The organism is Kitasatospora sp. NPDC032121 (assembly GCF_055580145.1).
This window is the reverse complement of record NZ_JBVILX010000021.1, coordinates 114,381-128,860: the sequence shown is the minus strand read 5'-3', so window position 1 is coordinate 128,860 and position 14,480 is coordinate 114,381. Positions and strand designations below refer to the sequence as shown.

The 14,480-nt window shown below is 72.5% G+C and carries 16 protein-coding genes and 1 pseudogene; 5 read left to right on the top strand and 12 right to left on the bottom strand.

All coding sequences use genetic code 11. The annotated features are described in order from the left end of the window. Positions 1–195 precede the first annotated feature (195 nt). Positions 196–726 (bottom strand): GNAT family N-acetyltransferase, encoded by a 531-nt coding sequence (locus tag ACZ5OX_RS34175; RefSeq protein WP_465635541.1) that lies wholly within the window; start codon positions 724–726, stop codon positions 196–198. Between the two features lie 261 nt (positions 727–987). On the opposite strand from ACZ5OX_RS34175, the gene ACZ5OX_RS34170 reads away from it, so the two are divergent. Further along, positions 988–1,602, top strand: a complete 615-nt coding sequence (locus tag ACZ5OX_RS34170; protein WP_465635539.1) for a 2'-5' RNA ligase family protein — start codon at positions 988–990, stop codon at positions 1,600–1,602. A 513-nt stretch (positions 1,603–2,115) separates the two neighbouring features. On the opposite strand, the gene ACZ5OX_RS34165 is transcribed toward ACZ5OX_RS34170, so the two are convergent. Continuing rightward, positions 2,116–2,481 carry a hypothetical protein gene (locus ACZ5OX_RS34165; protein WP_465635537.1) on the bottom strand — a complete coding sequence of 122 codons (366 nt, stop codon included), beginning with the start codon at positions 2,479–2,481 and terminating at the stop codon, positions 2,116–2,118. Positions 2,482–3,227: 746 nt separating this feature from the next. Between ACZ5OX_RS34165 and ACZ5OX_RS34160 the strand changes: the two genes are divergently transcribed. Then, entirely contained in the window at positions 3,228–3,824 is a 597-nt protein-coding gene (locus ACZ5OX_RS34160; protein WP_465635536.1) for an RICIN domain-containing protein, read from the top strand. 55 nt (positions 3,825–3,879) lie between these two features. Here ACZ5OX_RS34160 and ACZ5OX_RS34155 read toward each other — a convergent pair whose 3' ends face one another. The 9 genes and pseudogenes from ACZ5OX_RS34155 to ACZ5OX_RS34115 form a co-directional block, all read right to left on the bottom strand. Beyond that, on the bottom strand, positions 3,880–4,137 hold the full coding sequence (locus ACZ5OX_RS34155) for a sporulation protein (protein WP_465635534.1): 258 nt from the start codon (positions 4,135–4,137) through the stop codon (positions 3,880–3,882). Positions 4,138–4,393: 256 nt separating this feature from the next. Beyond that, positions 4,394–5,053 (bottom strand): DUF4232 domain-containing protein, encoded by a 660-nt coding sequence (locus tag ACZ5OX_RS34150; RefSeq protein ID WP_465635532.1) that lies wholly within the window; start codon positions 5,051–5,053, stop codon positions 4,394–4,396. Positions 5,054–5,200: 147 nt separating this feature from the next. Next, the gene (locus ACZ5OX_RS34145) at positions 5,201–5,992 is read right to left on the bottom strand and encodes a maleylpyruvate isomerase family mycothiol-dependent enzyme (RefSeq protein ID WP_465635530.1); all 792 of its coding nucleotides are present in this window, start codon (positions 5,990–5,992) and stop codon (positions 5,201–5,203) included. Between the two features lie 280 nt (positions 5,993–6,272). Next, positions 6,273–6,569: pseudogene (locus ACZ5OX_RS34140) on the bottom strand (CGNR zinc finger domain-containing protein); the annotation flags it as partial. A gap of 129 nt (positions 6,570–6,698) precedes the next feature. After that, the gene (locus ACZ5OX_RS34135; RefSeq protein ID WP_465635528.1) at positions 6,699–7,355 is read right to left on the bottom strand and encodes a phosphoribosyltransferase; all 657 of its coding nucleotides are present in this window, start codon (positions 7,353–7,355) and stop codon (positions 6,699–6,701) included. A 114-nt stretch (positions 7,356–7,469) separates the two neighbouring features. Beyond that, entirely contained in the window at positions 7,470–8,630 is a 1,161-nt protein-coding gene (locus ACZ5OX_RS34130) for a baeRF2 domain-containing protein (RefSeq protein WP_465635526.1), read from the bottom strand. A gap of 109 nt (positions 8,631–8,739) precedes the next feature. Further along, on the bottom strand, positions 8,740–9,105 hold the full coding sequence (locus tag ACZ5OX_RS34125; RefSeq protein ID WP_465635524.1) for a hypothetical protein: 366 nt from the start codon (positions 9,103–9,105) through the stop codon (positions 8,740–8,742). A 48-nt stretch (positions 9,106–9,153) separates the two neighbouring features. Beyond that, positions 9,154–9,645: a hypothetical protein gene (locus ACZ5OX_RS34120; RefSeq protein ID WP_465635522.1), complete on the bottom strand. Its 492-nt coding sequence runs from the start codon at positions 9,643–9,645 to the stop codon at positions 9,154–9,156. Between the two features lie 4 nt (positions 9,646–9,649). Beyond that, positions 9,650–10,066 (bottom strand): hypothetical protein, encoded by a 417-nt coding sequence (locus tag ACZ5OX_RS34115; protein WP_465635520.1) that lies wholly within the window; start codon positions 10,064–10,066, stop codon positions 9,650–9,652. A gap of 284 nt (positions 10,067–10,350) precedes the next feature. On the opposite strand from ACZ5OX_RS34115, the gene ACZ5OX_RS34110 reads away from it, so the two are divergent. Next, positions 10,351–10,497, top strand: a complete 147-nt coding sequence (locus ACZ5OX_RS34110; RefSeq protein WP_465635518.1) for a hypothetical protein — start codon at positions 10,351–10,353, stop codon at positions 10,495–10,497. Positions 10,498–10,608: 111 nt separating this feature from the next. On the opposite strand, the gene ACZ5OX_RS34105 is transcribed toward ACZ5OX_RS34110, so the two are convergent. After that, positions 10,609–12,345: an amidase gene (locus ACZ5OX_RS34105; RefSeq protein ID WP_465635516.1), complete on the bottom strand. Its 1,737-nt coding sequence runs from the start codon at positions 12,343–12,345 to the stop codon at positions 10,609–10,611. 213 nt (positions 12,346–12,558) lie between these two features. On the opposite strand from ACZ5OX_RS34105, the gene ACZ5OX_RS34100 reads away from it, so the two are divergent. Together ACZ5OX_RS34100 and ACZ5OX_RS34095 are read left to right on the top strand one after the other, a co-directional pair. Then, the gene (locus ACZ5OX_RS34100) at positions 12,559–13,560 is read left to right on the top strand and encodes a LacI family DNA-binding transcriptional regulator (RefSeq protein WP_465635514.1); all 1,002 of its coding nucleotides are present in this window, start codon (positions 12,559–12,561) and stop codon (positions 13,558–13,560) included. A gap of 272 nt (positions 13,561–13,832) precedes the next feature. After that, positions 13,833–14,480: a hypothetical protein gene (locus ACZ5OX_RS34095; protein ID WP_465635512.1), complete on the top strand. Its 648-nt coding sequence runs from the start codon at positions 13,833–13,835 to the stop codon at positions 14,478–14,480.

Here is a 14,480-nt window from a genome sequence, read left to right as displayed (position 1 = left end):
GACGGCAGCCGCCTGATAGCCACACCCAGCACCCCTGGGTGACCCAACCCTACGAATGGCTCGATCAACCCGACTCAGAAGGTAGAGCCGCCTGATTCCCGGTATCGGTTCAGACCTTTTCGAGCCGGGAACCGTCCGAGCCGGGAACTTCCCCGCAGAAGAGCGAACGCGGCCGGCGAAGCACCCGCCCGAGCATCAGGGCCTCAGCAGTCCGCCCACCCACCAGTCGTGCGGCTTGCCATCGTTGGCGATGCCACGATCGCGCAGTGTCCCTTCGACGGTGAAGCCGAGTCTCTCGGCGACGGCACGCGAGCCGGTGTTCCCGGCCATGGCCCACCACTCGATGCGGTGCACGTCGAGCGTGGCCCAGCCCCAGTCGCACAGGGCACGAGCGGCCTCCACCGAGTACCCGCGTCCGCGCTGCTCCTTGACCGCCCAGTAACCGAGCTCCCAGACGCCGCGGCTGATGAGGGTCAGGCAGTACGAGCCGACCAGGGCGCCGGTGTCCTTGCGGAACGCGCCGAGGGTGTAGTCCCTGTCCTCGGCCCACTGGGCGGGCAGCTTCTCGCCGACGAGCTTCCGCGCGTCCGCCCTCCGGTACGGCACCGGCACCGGGGTGTAGAACTGGATGTCCTCGTCCTGACAGGCTGTGTACACCGCATCCACGTCGGCAGGTGTGAAGGCCCGCAGCACCAGACGGTCGGTCTCGAGAGTCACCGGATCCATTGCGGCAGTATGACCACCACCAGCCGGAAGCTGCCAGCGAATACCCCGACCGAGCACCGCACATCGCACCACCCCGTGCTCGGCGGCCTGGGCTGTCCCGTGCGATCCGGCCGAGGCGGTCCGACAGCCGACCCAGTCGCCCGTGGCGGGTGTTCCGAGCGGGTTGACCGAAGGCGCGTCGAGGTGCACGCCGCCGGTCCGTCGGCGACCACGGGGGTGCCCCGAGCCGCCGGTCCCGGTGTCGGTGGTCACCATGGAGGGGTGGACGGACCTTCGATCGACGTTCCGGGGGTCCTGGACGTCGGACCGACACCCCGGACGGCGCTTGCCTGGTTGCCGCCGGCGGAACTGTGGCGGGCCGTCCAGCGGATCAGGGCGGAGCACGATCCGCAGATCCGCCGATGGCCGCCGCACGTCAACGTGCTGTTCGGCTTCGTCCCGGAGTCGGACTTCGGGCCCGCGCTCCCGCTGCTGGGCGCCGCCGCGGCCGAGCACGCCCCGTTCAGGGCGCGTCTGCACGGGGTGCGCCACTTCTCCCACCGCCACGACGCCACGATCTGGCTCGACCCGGCGGCCGGCGGCCCCGGCCCGTGGCGGGCGCTGCACGGCTCGCTGGTGGAACGCTTCCCCCGGTGCCGGGGTCGGGCGGACGACTTCACGCCCCACCTGTCCCTGGGGCGGACCCGGGACCCGCGCCGGCTCGCGCCCCAGCTGGCCGCCCGCCTGGGCACCACCTCTGCACGGGTCACCGAACTCACCCTCCTCTCCCGCCGGGGCGACGGCCCGATGCGAGCCCGGTTCACAGTCGAGCTGGGCACGGGCGAGGTCCGGCCGCTGCCGGATCTGCCGGATCTGTCGGACCTCGGGCCCGTGTGACGGTCCGGGCGCCCGCGAGGACAGCCGCGGGTGCGGGTGTCCGGCGGCCTCGCCGGCTCCTACACCCCCTCAAGGCCCTCGCGGACCTCGCGGCGTCGTGCCGCAGGACGGGGCGCCACGCCGTGGCACTGCTCCGCGTCCTCCGGGGGAGTCCGTCCTCGCCGAGAATCCGGCGCGGGCCGCGAAGGACGCCGAGCTGGCCATCGAGGCGGTCGGCCCGCACGTGGAACCCCGGCTGCCGGCGCTGGACGAGGCACTGGAAGACGCCAACCGCCTCGCGGAGGCCGCCCGGGCCGCGCTGCGGGCACGCGACGGTGCGCCCGGTGCCGGTGCCGGCGCCGGTGCGTCGTCGCGTCGGCGGACACGCCGCCCGGCCGCCGGGCAAAGGCACGTCGGGAGGCAGGCCGCCACCCGTTGGATGGTGGCCTGCCTCCCGGCGGTTCGCGTACCGGCCTGCGGGCGCTTCCGGTCCCCGAGCCGGCGGGCAGGAGTCGGACGCGCTTGTCGGCGGGGCTACTTCACGTAGATGGTGGGCTTGCCGATGACGCTGTAGCCGACGGGGCACTCGACCTTGTTGTAGTGCAGCCGCCAGACCACGCTGGGCTGGGGCTGGTCGGCTCCTCCGCTCCAGTGGGGATTCCCGTCGGTGCACTTGATGCCGATGCGGACGCGGAAGTTCTGGCACGAGAAGTGAGCACGGCCGCGGCCGCCGGAGAAGTCGGACCAGTAGCTTCCTCCGTTGGGGCAGCCGTAGCTCGCCGTTCCGGCCGGGTCCGGCACGGACGCGGCCCGGGCCGGAGCGAGAGGAAGCAGGGCGAGCCCGGCCGTCAACGCGGGAACGGCGCCGGCAGAGATCTTGCTGCGGACAGTGGTCAACACGGTGGTCTCCTCTGAGGTGAACTGTCACTCGGGCACGGGAGGATCACGCGGCGGACGGCGCCGTCCGGGCCCTCCCGACATCAGGACTCTGGTGGTGCGGGGCCGTCGGGCACCAGGCCACAAGGCGTCCGGGACAGTCCGGGACGGTCCGGGACAGGACGTCGCCCCGTCCCGGACCGTTCACTTGCACGTCAGGCCCTCGTGCCGGCGACCGGGGCGCGTGGACGTCCCGGGGAGAGCCACGTGTCGCCCCGCTCGAGGCCGCGCTCCCGCGGTCGTGAACGTCTCAATTCGCTGTGGCTGGAAGCCGGTTGCTCGGCCAGGATCGAGGCATGACTTCCCAGCCCCTGCCGGATCCCGCCCAAGCGCGGGACACGGCCCAGTTCGTCGCATGCCTTCGACAGCTCCGGGATCAGTCCGGACTGACCTACCGGGCGTTGGAGCGCCGCGCCGCAGAGTCCGGAACCGTGCTTCCGCGCAGCACGATCGCCGAGGCGCTGCGTCACGATCTGCTGCCACGGCCGGAACTTCTGGATGCCTTCGTGCGGGCGTGCGGCCACGGGGAGGATTCGGCTTCCTGGCTCGAAGCACGCGCCCGGCTGGCGTCCGGTGCCACCCGCGAGGCACCCGGTGACGCCGCCCCGGCCGGATCCGCCCCGCCGGAGCCGCCGGTTCCCGGTGCCCCGCAGACCGCGCGGCTCACACCCTCCCGCTCACGGCGGCTGCGGCGCGGCGCGGTTTCGACCGTGGCCGTCCTGGCAGCCGTTGCCGTACTGGGCGTGGTGGCAGGCGGGATGGCGCTCACGGGCGAGGGTTCGGACTCCCCGGCCGTTCCCGCCGCCGGCCGTTCGGAGCAGGCGCCGCTCGCGGCGGGCGCGTACCTGATCCGGACCGCGGGTGCCCGTCTCTGCCTCGGGGAGTCCACGGCCCACGACAGCGGCGGCCGAGTCGGACAGTTCGACTGTCCAGGGAACGTACCCACCTACGTCCTGGATCCGGCGGGCGGCGGGCAGTACACGATCCGTTCGCTCCACCCCGTCCTGGGCCACGGTTGTCTGGGAGTGGACTCGGCCCTTCTCACCGACGGCGCCCACCTGATGAACGACTACTGCGGCCGGCGGGGCACCGCCGAACGGTTCCGGCTGCACCCGTCTCCCGAAGGTGCCGGGAGCTACCTCATCCAGCCGGCGCACAGCAACGCGTGCGTCACCATCCCCGGTGGTATCGCCACCCCGGGCGTCCTCGCACGGCAACTCCCGTGCGCCACCCCGCCCACCGGGCAGAGCTTCACCTTCGAGTCCGTCCCCGCCCCGACCGGCATCCCGGACATCACGACCAACTGATCGATCCGATCCGACGCGCGGTCGTAGCCGCCGGGGTTGACGGTCCCGTGCGCGGTCAGTGGCCCAGCACGCCGCGGATCCAGCCGTCCACCATGCCGGTCAGGTCGTGTTGCCCGGCCGCGTGGTCCGGCAGGAACGTGCGCACCGAGTCGCCGCTGTGGAGCGTGCCGCGCTTGTCGAACTCCAGCACCACCTCGACCCGGTGCGGGTCGGTGACGAAGGACAGCTCGATCTCGTTGCAGAGCCCGGCGATCCAGGCCTCCCACGACGCGCCGTGGAACGAGGCCAACGACTTCCACCCGTGGCGAGCCATCGTTCGCGAGCTGAGCGAGGACTGCTCGGCAGTAGCGAGCAGTACGGCAGCGACACCACCCCCGTTGACTACGACGCCTGGCCGTTCAACCAGGCCCTGAGCGCGGCCCGAGCCGCCGGAACGCTGCGGGTGTACTGGCTGGGCTCGGCATGGAGCGGTACCACTGTCTCGGTGAGCGGATGTCCTTCTGGATGCCTCGACACCCAGCGGCGACTGTCCGCTGAATCGACGGTCCCACCTACCGGTCACGTGCTGGTCAGTGAACCGGATATTGCTGGACCGGGCCAATCATGAGGGAGCGGATGGTCGGGCCCGTGCAGTGCTCGGTCTTCCAGGGGAGGAACAGCGCGGCCGTCTGGTTCGGAGGGTAGATCCGTAGCCCCTCGGCGGGTGCGAGCCGGCACTGCGCCGGGTCGTACCCGCTCGCGCCGTTGGCATCGTGCAGCACCGCGCCCGCCGTACCGTGCGGCGGCAGCGTCACCGTGGCGACCGTACCTGGGGAGCGGTCAGCGGGGTTGCCCGACTGAATGCCGTTCTCGGCAACATACGACACGCCCGGGTAGCCGGTCATCGTGCAGGCTGTGTCAGAGGTGTTCGTGAACACCAAGGTCGAATAGTACTGACCCGCGCCGAGGCTCACGTCGGTTTGCGCAACGGTCAGCCGGCTGGTCGCACACTCCTGAGGTCCAGCAGCGGGGACGGGGGCGCCGGGCGACGCGGTGGTGCTGGGCGGATTGGTGCTCGGCGGGGTAATCGTCGAGGGGCTGCTGCTGGACGGTGCGGTCACATTGCCCCCGCTGCTGGAGCCATGGCCCGAACTGTCCGAACAGCTGGCCAGAGCCAGCACCGCAGCGGCCAGCACAGCGAAGGCTGTGACGACGGAAGGTGCTTGGTGGCGGTTCGAGTGGGTAGTCATCTCGCACACTCCCGTCGTGGAGTCGGGCCTCTCCCGTCGGCGCCCGGTCGCACTTCGAGCATGCGCCACGACGACGGGGGACGCTCCGGCCAGGGCACGGTCGGATGAGCCGACGACGCGACCGGGCGCCGCGTCGTCGACCATGCCTTACGCGTTCGGGTCCCAGGCGAAGAGCCGTTCGAAGATGCCCCGGTCGCCGTCGATCTTCACCGAGTCCAGCGGGGTGCGTCCGTGGAACCACAGGACCAGCTCACCGGCCGTGCCCCGGGCGGAGGCGTCGGCCGGGGCCTGGGCCTCGCCCTCGCCGGCAGCCGGGAGGCGGACGGCGCGGGCGCCATCTGCCTCGACCGTGAAGCGCCAGGAGCGGCCCTCGGTGGCGTGGTAGTCGACGACGGCCGGCTCGTGCGGCCAAACGCCCGACCATGCGCAGCAGGTGAACAGGAAGTCCTCGACGCCGTCCAGCGCCACCTCCGCCGGCAGCGGCTGCGCGGCGCCCACGGTGAGCTGGGCGTCATAGGTGTGCACCGCGATCTCCTGAAGCTGGTGCCGGGCGACGGCACCGCTGGTCCGCGGCGACTGCGAGGCGCCCCACCACGTCCAGCACTCGGCGTCCGGGCCGACCTCCCGCAGGGTGTCCAGCAGCTCCTGCGTCGACGCGGCCAGCCAGGCCACCAATGCCTCGCGCTCCCGGGGCGCCTGCGCCTCGGCGCGCGCCGCTATGGCCTCGGCCGGCGGGGCGTCGGCCGGGCCGGCCTCGACGACGGCGGCCCAGAACGGGCGGCCCGAGCCCAGGTGCTGCGCCAGGTCGAACAGCGTCCACTCGGGACAGGTCGGCACCTGCACGTCCAGGCTGGGAGCGGCGGCGATCGCGGCCCGGAAGGCCGTCGCCCGCTCGTCGATCAGTCGCAGCAGGTCAGGGAGTTCAAGGTTCTTCTGCACGACGACTGTCTATCACCGCATTCCGGCGGCCGAAAGCGAATTTCCCGGCCGCCGCCTGCCGACGCCGCCGCCCGAACCGCCGCCGACACCGAACCTCCTTCGAAGCCACCGCAGTTCCCCACCGACTTCACTCCAAGCCGGGGTCCGGCTCGACACCCCACCGCCCGGGTGCCCGAGGAGCCTACGGTGCGTCAGCCTCGACAACCGCGCCAAGTACTTGCAGGAACAGCTGCCGGCTGCCGGGACCGCGTAGGCGTCCACGCCGGGGCCGGTGCCGGGGCTATGCCGTTCGGGCGCGGTGTCGCCGCACGGCGTCCCGGTTGGCGCACCGCTGTGAGCAGTAGCGTTGCCGACCCGTGCGAGAGGTGTCGGCGAAGATCGTCGTGCATTCGGCCACGTCGCAGCGGCGCAGTCGGTGCATGCCGCGGCCAACCAGATGCAGCGCCGTGCCGACCGTGAACATGACCGTCAGCACCGAAGCGAGCGACTCGCCGTCGTCGCGGTAGTGCAGGTGCCAGCCGTCGCCCGCATGATCCGTCAGGCGCGGGTAGGCGGCGGCCTCCGCCAACATCCGGTTTCCGACGGGCCCCGGCGGCGTGCTGGTGGGCTCGGCAGACAGTGGAGTCGACGTTCACGGTCCAGGTGATGCGGCCGAGCGCGTCGGCGCGCGCCCGGGGTTCGTTGACCCACCTCGCTTCACAGGTGATCAAGACACGGATGCACGCTGACCGAGCACTGCGGCCACCTCGCGGTCGGTGACGTCGCGGAAGTCGGAGTAGGCGGGGCCGACGGCGTGGAGGTAGCGGACCTGGTGGAGGCAGATGAGCCCATCGACCTCGGGTCTGAGCCTGGCCGCCACTCGCGCGTCGCAGACCGGAGTGGCGAGGATCAGTCGCGCGGGACGCTCCTTGGTGACAGCGCGTATCGCTGCGGAAGCGGCGATGCCGTGGACCAGTCCGTCGGCGACCAGCACCACTGTCCGCCCCGCGACGGCTGCTGCCGGGCGACCGGCCCGGTACAGGCGCTCACGGCGCCGAAGTTCACGGCGCTGCGCGTCCACCTCGCCCGCCAACTCCTCGGGCGTGATGCCGAGGTTCCGCACGGCGCGCCGGTCGAACAAGGGCGGTTCCTGGTCGGCGATGGCTCCGACGACGCTCCCGTCCCCCGGTGCGCTGATCGTGTGCACCGCCATGACGTCCAGTGGTGCATCCAAGGCGCCGGCGATCTCCGCGGCCACCAGCACTCCCCCGGGAGCCAAGCCCAGCACGACGGGATCACCGCCGCGCTCTCGGGCGCCGGACTCCTGGAACCGGGCGGCGAGCCGCTGCCCGGCCTCGAACCGGTTCGCGAACCAAGCGGTCACCGCCATCCTCCTCACCCGACGCATGCGCCGCCTCGCGCCGACCTGCGAAGCCGGTAGCCGCCCATCAAGTGCTATCGAGACGCGGGCGGCTACTCAGTAGCCCCCTGTAACCCTTCACGGTCCAACTCGTCCACTCGGTACGCTCCCTGCGATCCGCGCTTCACTGTGCTCAGGCCCGCCATCGCGGTACCGGGGCAGGACCGCGACCCCGTCCGGCAGAGCCACCTGGTCGGGGGGAACCACGATCAGCTCCGTGTTCGTGCCCACGGCGGCCCGCACCAGCGCGTCTGCCGCACTCTCCTCCCAGTAGGAGCGGACACCGAAGACTTCGAGCTCCGCACCGGACAGCGCGAGATCAGTCGGCGCCGCACCGGCCCACAGCGGCGGCAGGGCCGGCAGAGCAGGGCTGATCAGCAGGGCGGCTGCCTGGCCGCGCTGAAGAGCCGCGACGGTAGCGGCCAGTCCCTCACTCGTGTCCTGGTCGCGGGCACGGCGGGCGAGGAAGGCATCGACTCGGTGCTGATCACGGTCGGCCAGCCGGTCGGCCATCAGCAGGCCGACCTCCTTCTCCAGGACTGCACGGCCGGGCTCGGGCCGGTGGTGGTCGGCCTCACGCAATCGGACGATCCGGCGTGCCAGACGGCCCGGTGCCAGGCGGATCAGCGTGTTCGCGGCCCAGGAGTCTCCGGCGATCACGACCAGTTCGGGGGTGTCGTCCGGAGCGGCGTCTGCCAGTTCGCCGAGGATCCGCCCGGCCTCCTGCGGCCAGCTGCCGAGCGGGATCCGCTGGTGGCCGGCGGTCGAGTTGACGCGGTTGTGCGGCCATCGGCCCACGTCGTGGTCGACTTCCAGCTCATCTTCGGCCTCAGCGCCGTGAGTCGGGTGGACGCGGTGGAGGGAGACGGCGGCGTACGGGATGTCCGGGGCGCGTTGGAGGAGCAGCGGCAGGACGTCGGGCAGCACGCCATAGCGGGCGGTGTCCAGTGCCGGCGGCTCCGGAAGGCGTTCGTCCAGCAGGATTCGTCCCGCGGATGCGAAGACGGCCTGTCCGTGTCGGCCCGTGACGTCCCGGTCTCTTCCGGCTCCCGCGACGACTGTGCCGATCGACTGGACGGTGTCCGTGTCGGCGTCATGGGCCACGAGCTTGTCCCGCAGGTGCCGCCATCGCAGCTCGATCGCCGGGTCCGGATCGTCGATGTCGCGGGAAGTGTCGAGATACACGGACGCGACGGGGGAGGCAGGCTCGTAGAGGCGGTGCAGGAACTGGGATTTCACGGTGTCCTCCCTTCGGTCATCCCTCGGTCATCGTCCTCGGAGCGGTTCGTCCAGGCGTCGCCGGAGTCCTCGAGGGCAGACCTGGAGTGAGCCCCGCCTTCAGCGCTGGTCAGATCCCCGGGACCGGGCCGGTGTAGACCAGCTCCGCCGCGGTGTGCTGCGCCCGGCGCAGGTGAGCGCAGGCGCGCTCGACCGCGGCAATGGCCTGACCCAGCTCGGACGCGACCTCCGCCTGCCGCTGAACGGGAGTCGGCGGGTCGGCGTAGACGGCCAGATGCTCCGGGTCGATCGCGTTCAGACCGGCGGCGAGCTGGTGCAGTGAACGCGGCAACTGCTCCAGCAGACCGGCCAGCGCGCCGATGGTGTGATGGACGTCCGTCGGATAGGGATAGGCGCCGGTCCGCACCGTGCACTCGTTGAGACGACGGACCTCATCGGCGGCCGCGACCGCGATCTCGCACGGTGTGCGATCCATGAGCATCACGCCACCTCCTTTGATCTGCACCTCGGCGCCGGCCGGTGCTCAGGCGTGGACCGGAACGCGCCCCCGCCGGCCCCTGGCGCCGGGCCGGGACGGCGCCAGGCACACGGGCGGCCTCTCGGGCTGCGGCGCCACTCCGGGGGCTCCCTCATCGTGCTCCTGCGCCGCGACGGCGGCCCTGCTCATCGCCGCGCGCAGCTCGGCCACCGTTCGCGGCGCCTCGGTCGAGTGGACCGCGACGCGCGTGAACGGCGAGGGCCGGTTCAGGTCGACGCTCACCACGACATCCTTGGACGGACGCAGGGCCACGAAGTCCCGGCCGCCGGGATGCCGCCACACCCCCAGGCACAGCCGGCCGGGGACCAGCAGGCCGCTCTCGCGAACTCCGCGGACAACCCTCCATGGCTGCCTGGTGATCGTGACCTGCTCCACCGCCGTCAGCGGCACCCGCACCGGCCCCGACCGCGTCACCAGCCGCTCCCACCAGCGCAGCCGGACCACCAGGTCCGCGCCTTCGACCGTCAGCCTCGCCACCGCCTCACACCCCCTCTCCGGCGTCGGTGTCGACCTTCACCCGGTCACCGTCCGGGTCAGGCGCACCAGCCTGCGCCGGCTGGGCGTGATCCCCTGCACCGAGCGGCGGCGCACCGTGCCGCTCCGGCCGGTGACCCGCGGCGTCGCCGATCGACAGACGCGGTGTACCGACCGGGCCCGGGGGCGTCGGAATGAGTCGGCGGGCGAGAACGCGTCCCACCCAGCGGCGCCCGCACTCGGGGCAGGGCGGCGCACCCTGGGGAGTGTACGGCGAGTCCACCACTACGCCGTCGCGGGAGAAGTACTCCCAGTCCCGTTCGTCGTCATCGCGGTAGTGCTGGACGTCGTAGTCCATGCTCCACTGGCGCCAGCAGTGGCCGCAGGTGAACTCCACGCGTTCCAGTGCCAGTTCCGTGATCACTGTCGACACCTCCTACGTCGACGCGGTTCGCTGTCCGGCTCACGCAGTCGCTGCGGCGGCACGGCATCCGGCCGGGCGTCCTGTGGACGGCCCCACCAGTCCGTATACCTCCAAATTGGTCGTCGACACAACCGCAGAACGAGGTTTCCTTGAAGCGGACGTCCAGGTTGTCTCCAACATCACGATCCTTGGGCGGAGGCGGGCCAGGGGTGCATCCGGGCGGTGGCGGGCGGTTGGCCGGATCATCGAGGGGCGTGCGGTGCGGCTGCGGCAGGCTCGGCGATGTGGATGGTGAGGTGTCCTGCTTCGGCGTCGGCGGTGACGGTCGAGCCGTCGGCGATGTCGCCGGCGAGCAGGGCCCGGCCGATGCGGGTCTCGACCTCGCGCTGGCCGTCGAGACCGTCGAGTTGGTCGCCCGCGACTCCTCCTGACCGCGGGACCCGGGGGGCGGGGGCTGAGGGATCCGCGGGGCCGCGCGGCCGGGCGCGCGACCGGGGCCCGGGCCGGCAGTGGTTCTGCCGACCCGGGCCCCGAGGCCGTCCTCAGCGCGCCGACAGGCGCGGGGTACGCGGCGGTTCCGTCCGGCGGCTGCCGGTCGCCTCGAAGGCGGCACCGAGGGCCAGCAGGGCGTTGTCGTCATAGGCGCGGCCCGCGAAGGTCAGGCCGACCGGCATGCCGGTGTCCGCCATGGTGCCCATGGGGACGGTGACCGTCGGGATGCCGAGATGGCGGGGGACCAGGTTGCCGTTGGCGACCCAGACGCCGTTGCGCCAGCCGAGGTCGGCGGACGCCTCGGAGACGTCCATGTCGGCGGGCGCCACGTCGGCGACGGCGGGGAACACCACCGCGTCCAGGCCCAGTCCGTCCATCCACAGCTCCAGGTCGATCCGGCGGGTCTCCTCCAGCCCGCGCAGCCCCTGCTCCAGGTGCGGCATGTCGGTGAAGGACGCGTACGGGCGCTCCCGCACGAAGCGCGGGTAGTCGCCGATCGAGTCGTCGAAGTTGTCGTAGCGGTCCGGGAGTTCACCCTCGTGCTTGGGGAAGATGCGGTCGCCGTCGACCTCGGCCAGGGTGGCGAGCGCAGGGTCGCCGTTGGCGCGCAGGAAGTCGTCCCAGGCCCAGGCGGAGAGGTCCTCGATCTCCACGGTGAGGTAGTCACGGCCGACCAGGCCGCGGGTGAACAGCGAGGGCGCGCCGGGGCGGTCGGACTCGTAGTTGGTCACGACCGGGAAGTCGACCTTGACGACCTCGGCGCCGGCCGCCTCCAGGTCGCGGCGGGCGGCGTCCCACAGGTCGATCACCGAGGGGCGGGTGTCGATCCGCAGGCCGGTCGGCCCGCCGATGCCGCCCTCGGGGTTGGTGCCGGCGTCGGGATCGGCGTTGATGTACATCCGGGGGACACCGACGCGCTTGCCGGCCAGCGTGGCGCGCGCCGCCGCCGGGTCGGCGGGTGCGAGCGCCGGGTACGAGGCGGGGCGCACCTGCGACGCGGCGGGGATCGGCACCCACGGCTGGGAGCGCCAGAGGTCGCCGCGGGTCTCCGGGTCGTCGCCGACCACGACGTCGAGCAGTTCGAGCAGGTCGGCCATGGTGCGGGTGTGTGGGACGACGACGTCCATGGTCGGTACGAGCGGCCAGTTGCCGCGCACCGAGATCACGCCGCGGCTGGGCGTGTAGGCGCACAGGGCGTTGTTGGAGGCGGGCGCCCGGCCCGAGGACCAGGTCTCCTCGCCGAGGCCGAAGGCGCCGAAGGACGCGGCCGTCGCGGTGCCGGAGCCGTTGGAGGAGCCGGAGCCGTAGGCGCTGGTGAGCCAGTCGGCGCTGTACGGGCTCTCCGCGCGGCCGTACACGCCGCGCTGCATGCCGCCGTTGGCCATCGGCGGCATGTTGGTCAGGCCGATGAGGACGGCCCCGCCGGCGCGCAGCCGCTCGATGGCGAAGGCGTCGCGCTGGGCGACGAGGTGCTCGAAGGCCGGCGAGCCGGCCGCGGCGGTCAGGCCCTTGGCGAGGTAGCTGTCCTTGGCGGTGTACGGGATGCCGTCCAGCGGGCCGAGGGTCTCGCCACGCGCGCGGCGGGCGTCGGAGGCCTCGGCCTCGGCGCGGGCGTCCGGGTTCATCACGACCATCGCGTTGAGCGCGGTGGCGGTGCCCGGCCGGTCGTACGCCTCGATCCGCGCGAGGTAGGCGTCGAGCAGGCCGACCGCGGTGGTCTCGCCCTTCTCCAGCGCCGCGCGCAGCTCGGCGATACCGGTCTCCACAACATCGAATCCGCGCGTCATGCGGGTGTCTCCTGGCTGGTCGGGTCGGGGTGACGAACCGCCGGTCGGGCGGTTCGCGGTCGGCGTGCGTCCGGTCGTACGGCCGGGTGCAGAGATCGGCAGCTGGTGCTGGAACGTTCCAGCGCTTGCACCTTACGTACTGCTGGAACGTTCCAGCAAGGCGCGGGAGCCGGGGTGGGGACCGGTGCGGGGCTGGGTCTAGACTTCCGGGCTGTGACCAGCCGCTCCGTGACCCTGATCGACGTGGCCCGGGCGGCCGGGGTGTCCAAGAGCACCGCCTCCAACGCGCTGGGCGGCTCCGGCCGTGTCGCCGGAACCACGCGGGAGCGGATCCGGGAGGTGGCCCGGGAGCTCGGCTACCGGCCGAACACCGCGGCGCGCAGCCTGCGTCGTTCCAGCACGGGCGCGATCGGGCTGCACCTGCCGCGCACCGCGACCCGCCTGGACTACTACATGAACCTGGCGTTCGGCGCGGTCGAGCGGGCCAGGGAGGACGGTCTGGACCTCGTCCTCCTGGCCCCCGGCACGGCATCCGGCGGCAGGCTCGCCTCCCGGGTCGACGGCCTGCTGGTGATCGACCCCGAGGTCGACGACCCGACCGTGCCGGACCTGCTGAACGCGGGGGTGCCGGTCGTCACCGGCGAGCGCCACCTCGGCGGGGGAACCGCGCCGAGCGGCGCGGTGGTGTGCGACAACGCGGCCTCGCTGCTCGCCCTGCTGGACCACCTCGCCGAGCGCGGCGCCCGCCGCCCGGCGCTGCTGGTGCCCGGCCCGGCTTCGGACTGGGCGGCGGCGCTGCGGGGCGCCGCGCGGACCTGGAGCCGCCGGGAGGGCGCCGAGGTGATCGTGCGGACGGTGCCGTTCGCGGCGACGCCGGCCGAAGTCGAGGCCGTCACCGCGGACCTGGTCGCCGGCATCCCGGGCCTGGACGCGGTGGTCAGCGCCCCCGACGGCGCGGTGGTCGGGGTGCTCGCGGCCGCGGCGCGGGCCGGCCTGCGCCCAGGGACCGATCTGCTGGTGGCGGCGTGTGTCGACGGCGCCGCCGCACGCGGATCCAGCCCGCAGGTGACGGCGGTCGACCTGCGGCCCGCGGACTACGGCCGGGCCTGTGCGGCCCTTCTCGGTGACCTGTTGGCCGGGACGGCCGAGCCCGGCACCGTCCGTCGCCAGGACTGGATGCTGAACGTCAGGGCGTCCACGGCCGGCCGGGCCTGATACCGGTTCACGCGCCCCGTCGAGCCGCGGGGGCGGGGCATGGGTGAGCACGGACCGGAGCAGTGCCAGGGCACCGAATCCGGGTCCCGGAGGGCCCCGCCCCACCGGAAGGGCGCGGCGCGTACGCGCGGTGCCACGGCGTGCCCGGCGCTCAACGCCGTGTCATGCCTGCTGTGCGCGGGAGTGGTGGCAGCGGGTCCCGGCGCAGCCGCTCGGTGTCACTGCGGGGGGCGGGGCCGCCGCTGTCAGAGGCCGCTCCTACAGTGAGGCCCATGGGACTTTCGATATCCGTGGGACTCCTCTACGACCAGGCTCGCAATGACGCCGAGGGGCTCGAATACCACCGCTCGGCCTTCGCCCGCCTCGGCCGGGCGCTCAAGGCGGAGGAGATCAGCTGGCAGGAGCCGGAGATGACCGATCCGCCTCGTACCCGTACCTTCTCCGGCGGCTTCCCCTACGGGTACCTGACCCAGCTGCGCCGCATTCTGGTGCTCACGGACCTCGGTGAACCCGTCACGTCGGCTCTGGAGGTCAGTGAGCGCCAGTACGAGCTCGACTGCGAGAAGGTTCGGGACGAGATGACGAGGTTCGATTCTCATCTGCTCTGCCATTCCGACAGTGCCGGCTACTACGTGCCGGTCGACTTCGAGGACCCGCTCTTCCTTCCCGACGAGGCGGAAGTCGAGGGCGCTGGAATCGTCGGCTCCAGTCAGCGCCTGCTGGCTGAACTTTCGGGCATGGCGTCGTCGATCGGCATCAACCTTGACGACAAGGGCGTTCCCTTCGTGACGGGGGAGGCCGGGCAGGCCGCGGATCCCCTGACGGACGGACCGTTCGAGACCGAGCGTTTCGCCTGGCACCAGCTCTACCGGGCATGCCTGGCGAGCATCGCCGGCGGCCATGCCATCGTGTTCCACTGA

What these genes read in the sequence shown, in the direction of transcription:
- ACZ5OX_RS34105 (WP_465635516.1), bottom strand. Translation starts at nt 12,345, where the DNA reads ATGACGCGCGGATTCGATGTTGTGGAGACCGGTATCGCCGAGCTGCGC.
- ACZ5OX_RS34155 (WP_465635534.1), bottom strand. Translation starts at nt 4,137, where the DNA reads ATGGCTCGCCACGGGTGGAAGTCGTTGGCCTCGTTCCACGGCGCGTCG.
- ACZ5OX_RS34125 (WP_465635524.1), bottom strand. Translation starts at nt 9,105, where the DNA reads ATGGATCGCACACCGTGCGAGATCGCGGTCGCGGCCGCCGATGAGGTC.
- ACZ5OX_RS34150 (WP_465635532.1), bottom strand. Translation starts at nt 5,053, where the DNA reads ATGACTACCCACTCGAACCGCCACCAAGCACCTTCCGTCGTCACAGCC.
- ACZ5OX_RS34175 (WP_465635541.1), bottom strand. Translation starts at nt 726, where the DNA reads ATGGATCCGGTGACTCTCGAGACCGACCGTCTGGTGCTGCGGGCCTTC.
- ACZ5OX_RS34095 (WP_465635512.1), top strand. Translation starts at nt 13,833, where the DNA reads ATGGGACTTTCGATATCCGTGGGACTCCTCTACGACCAGGCTCGCAAT.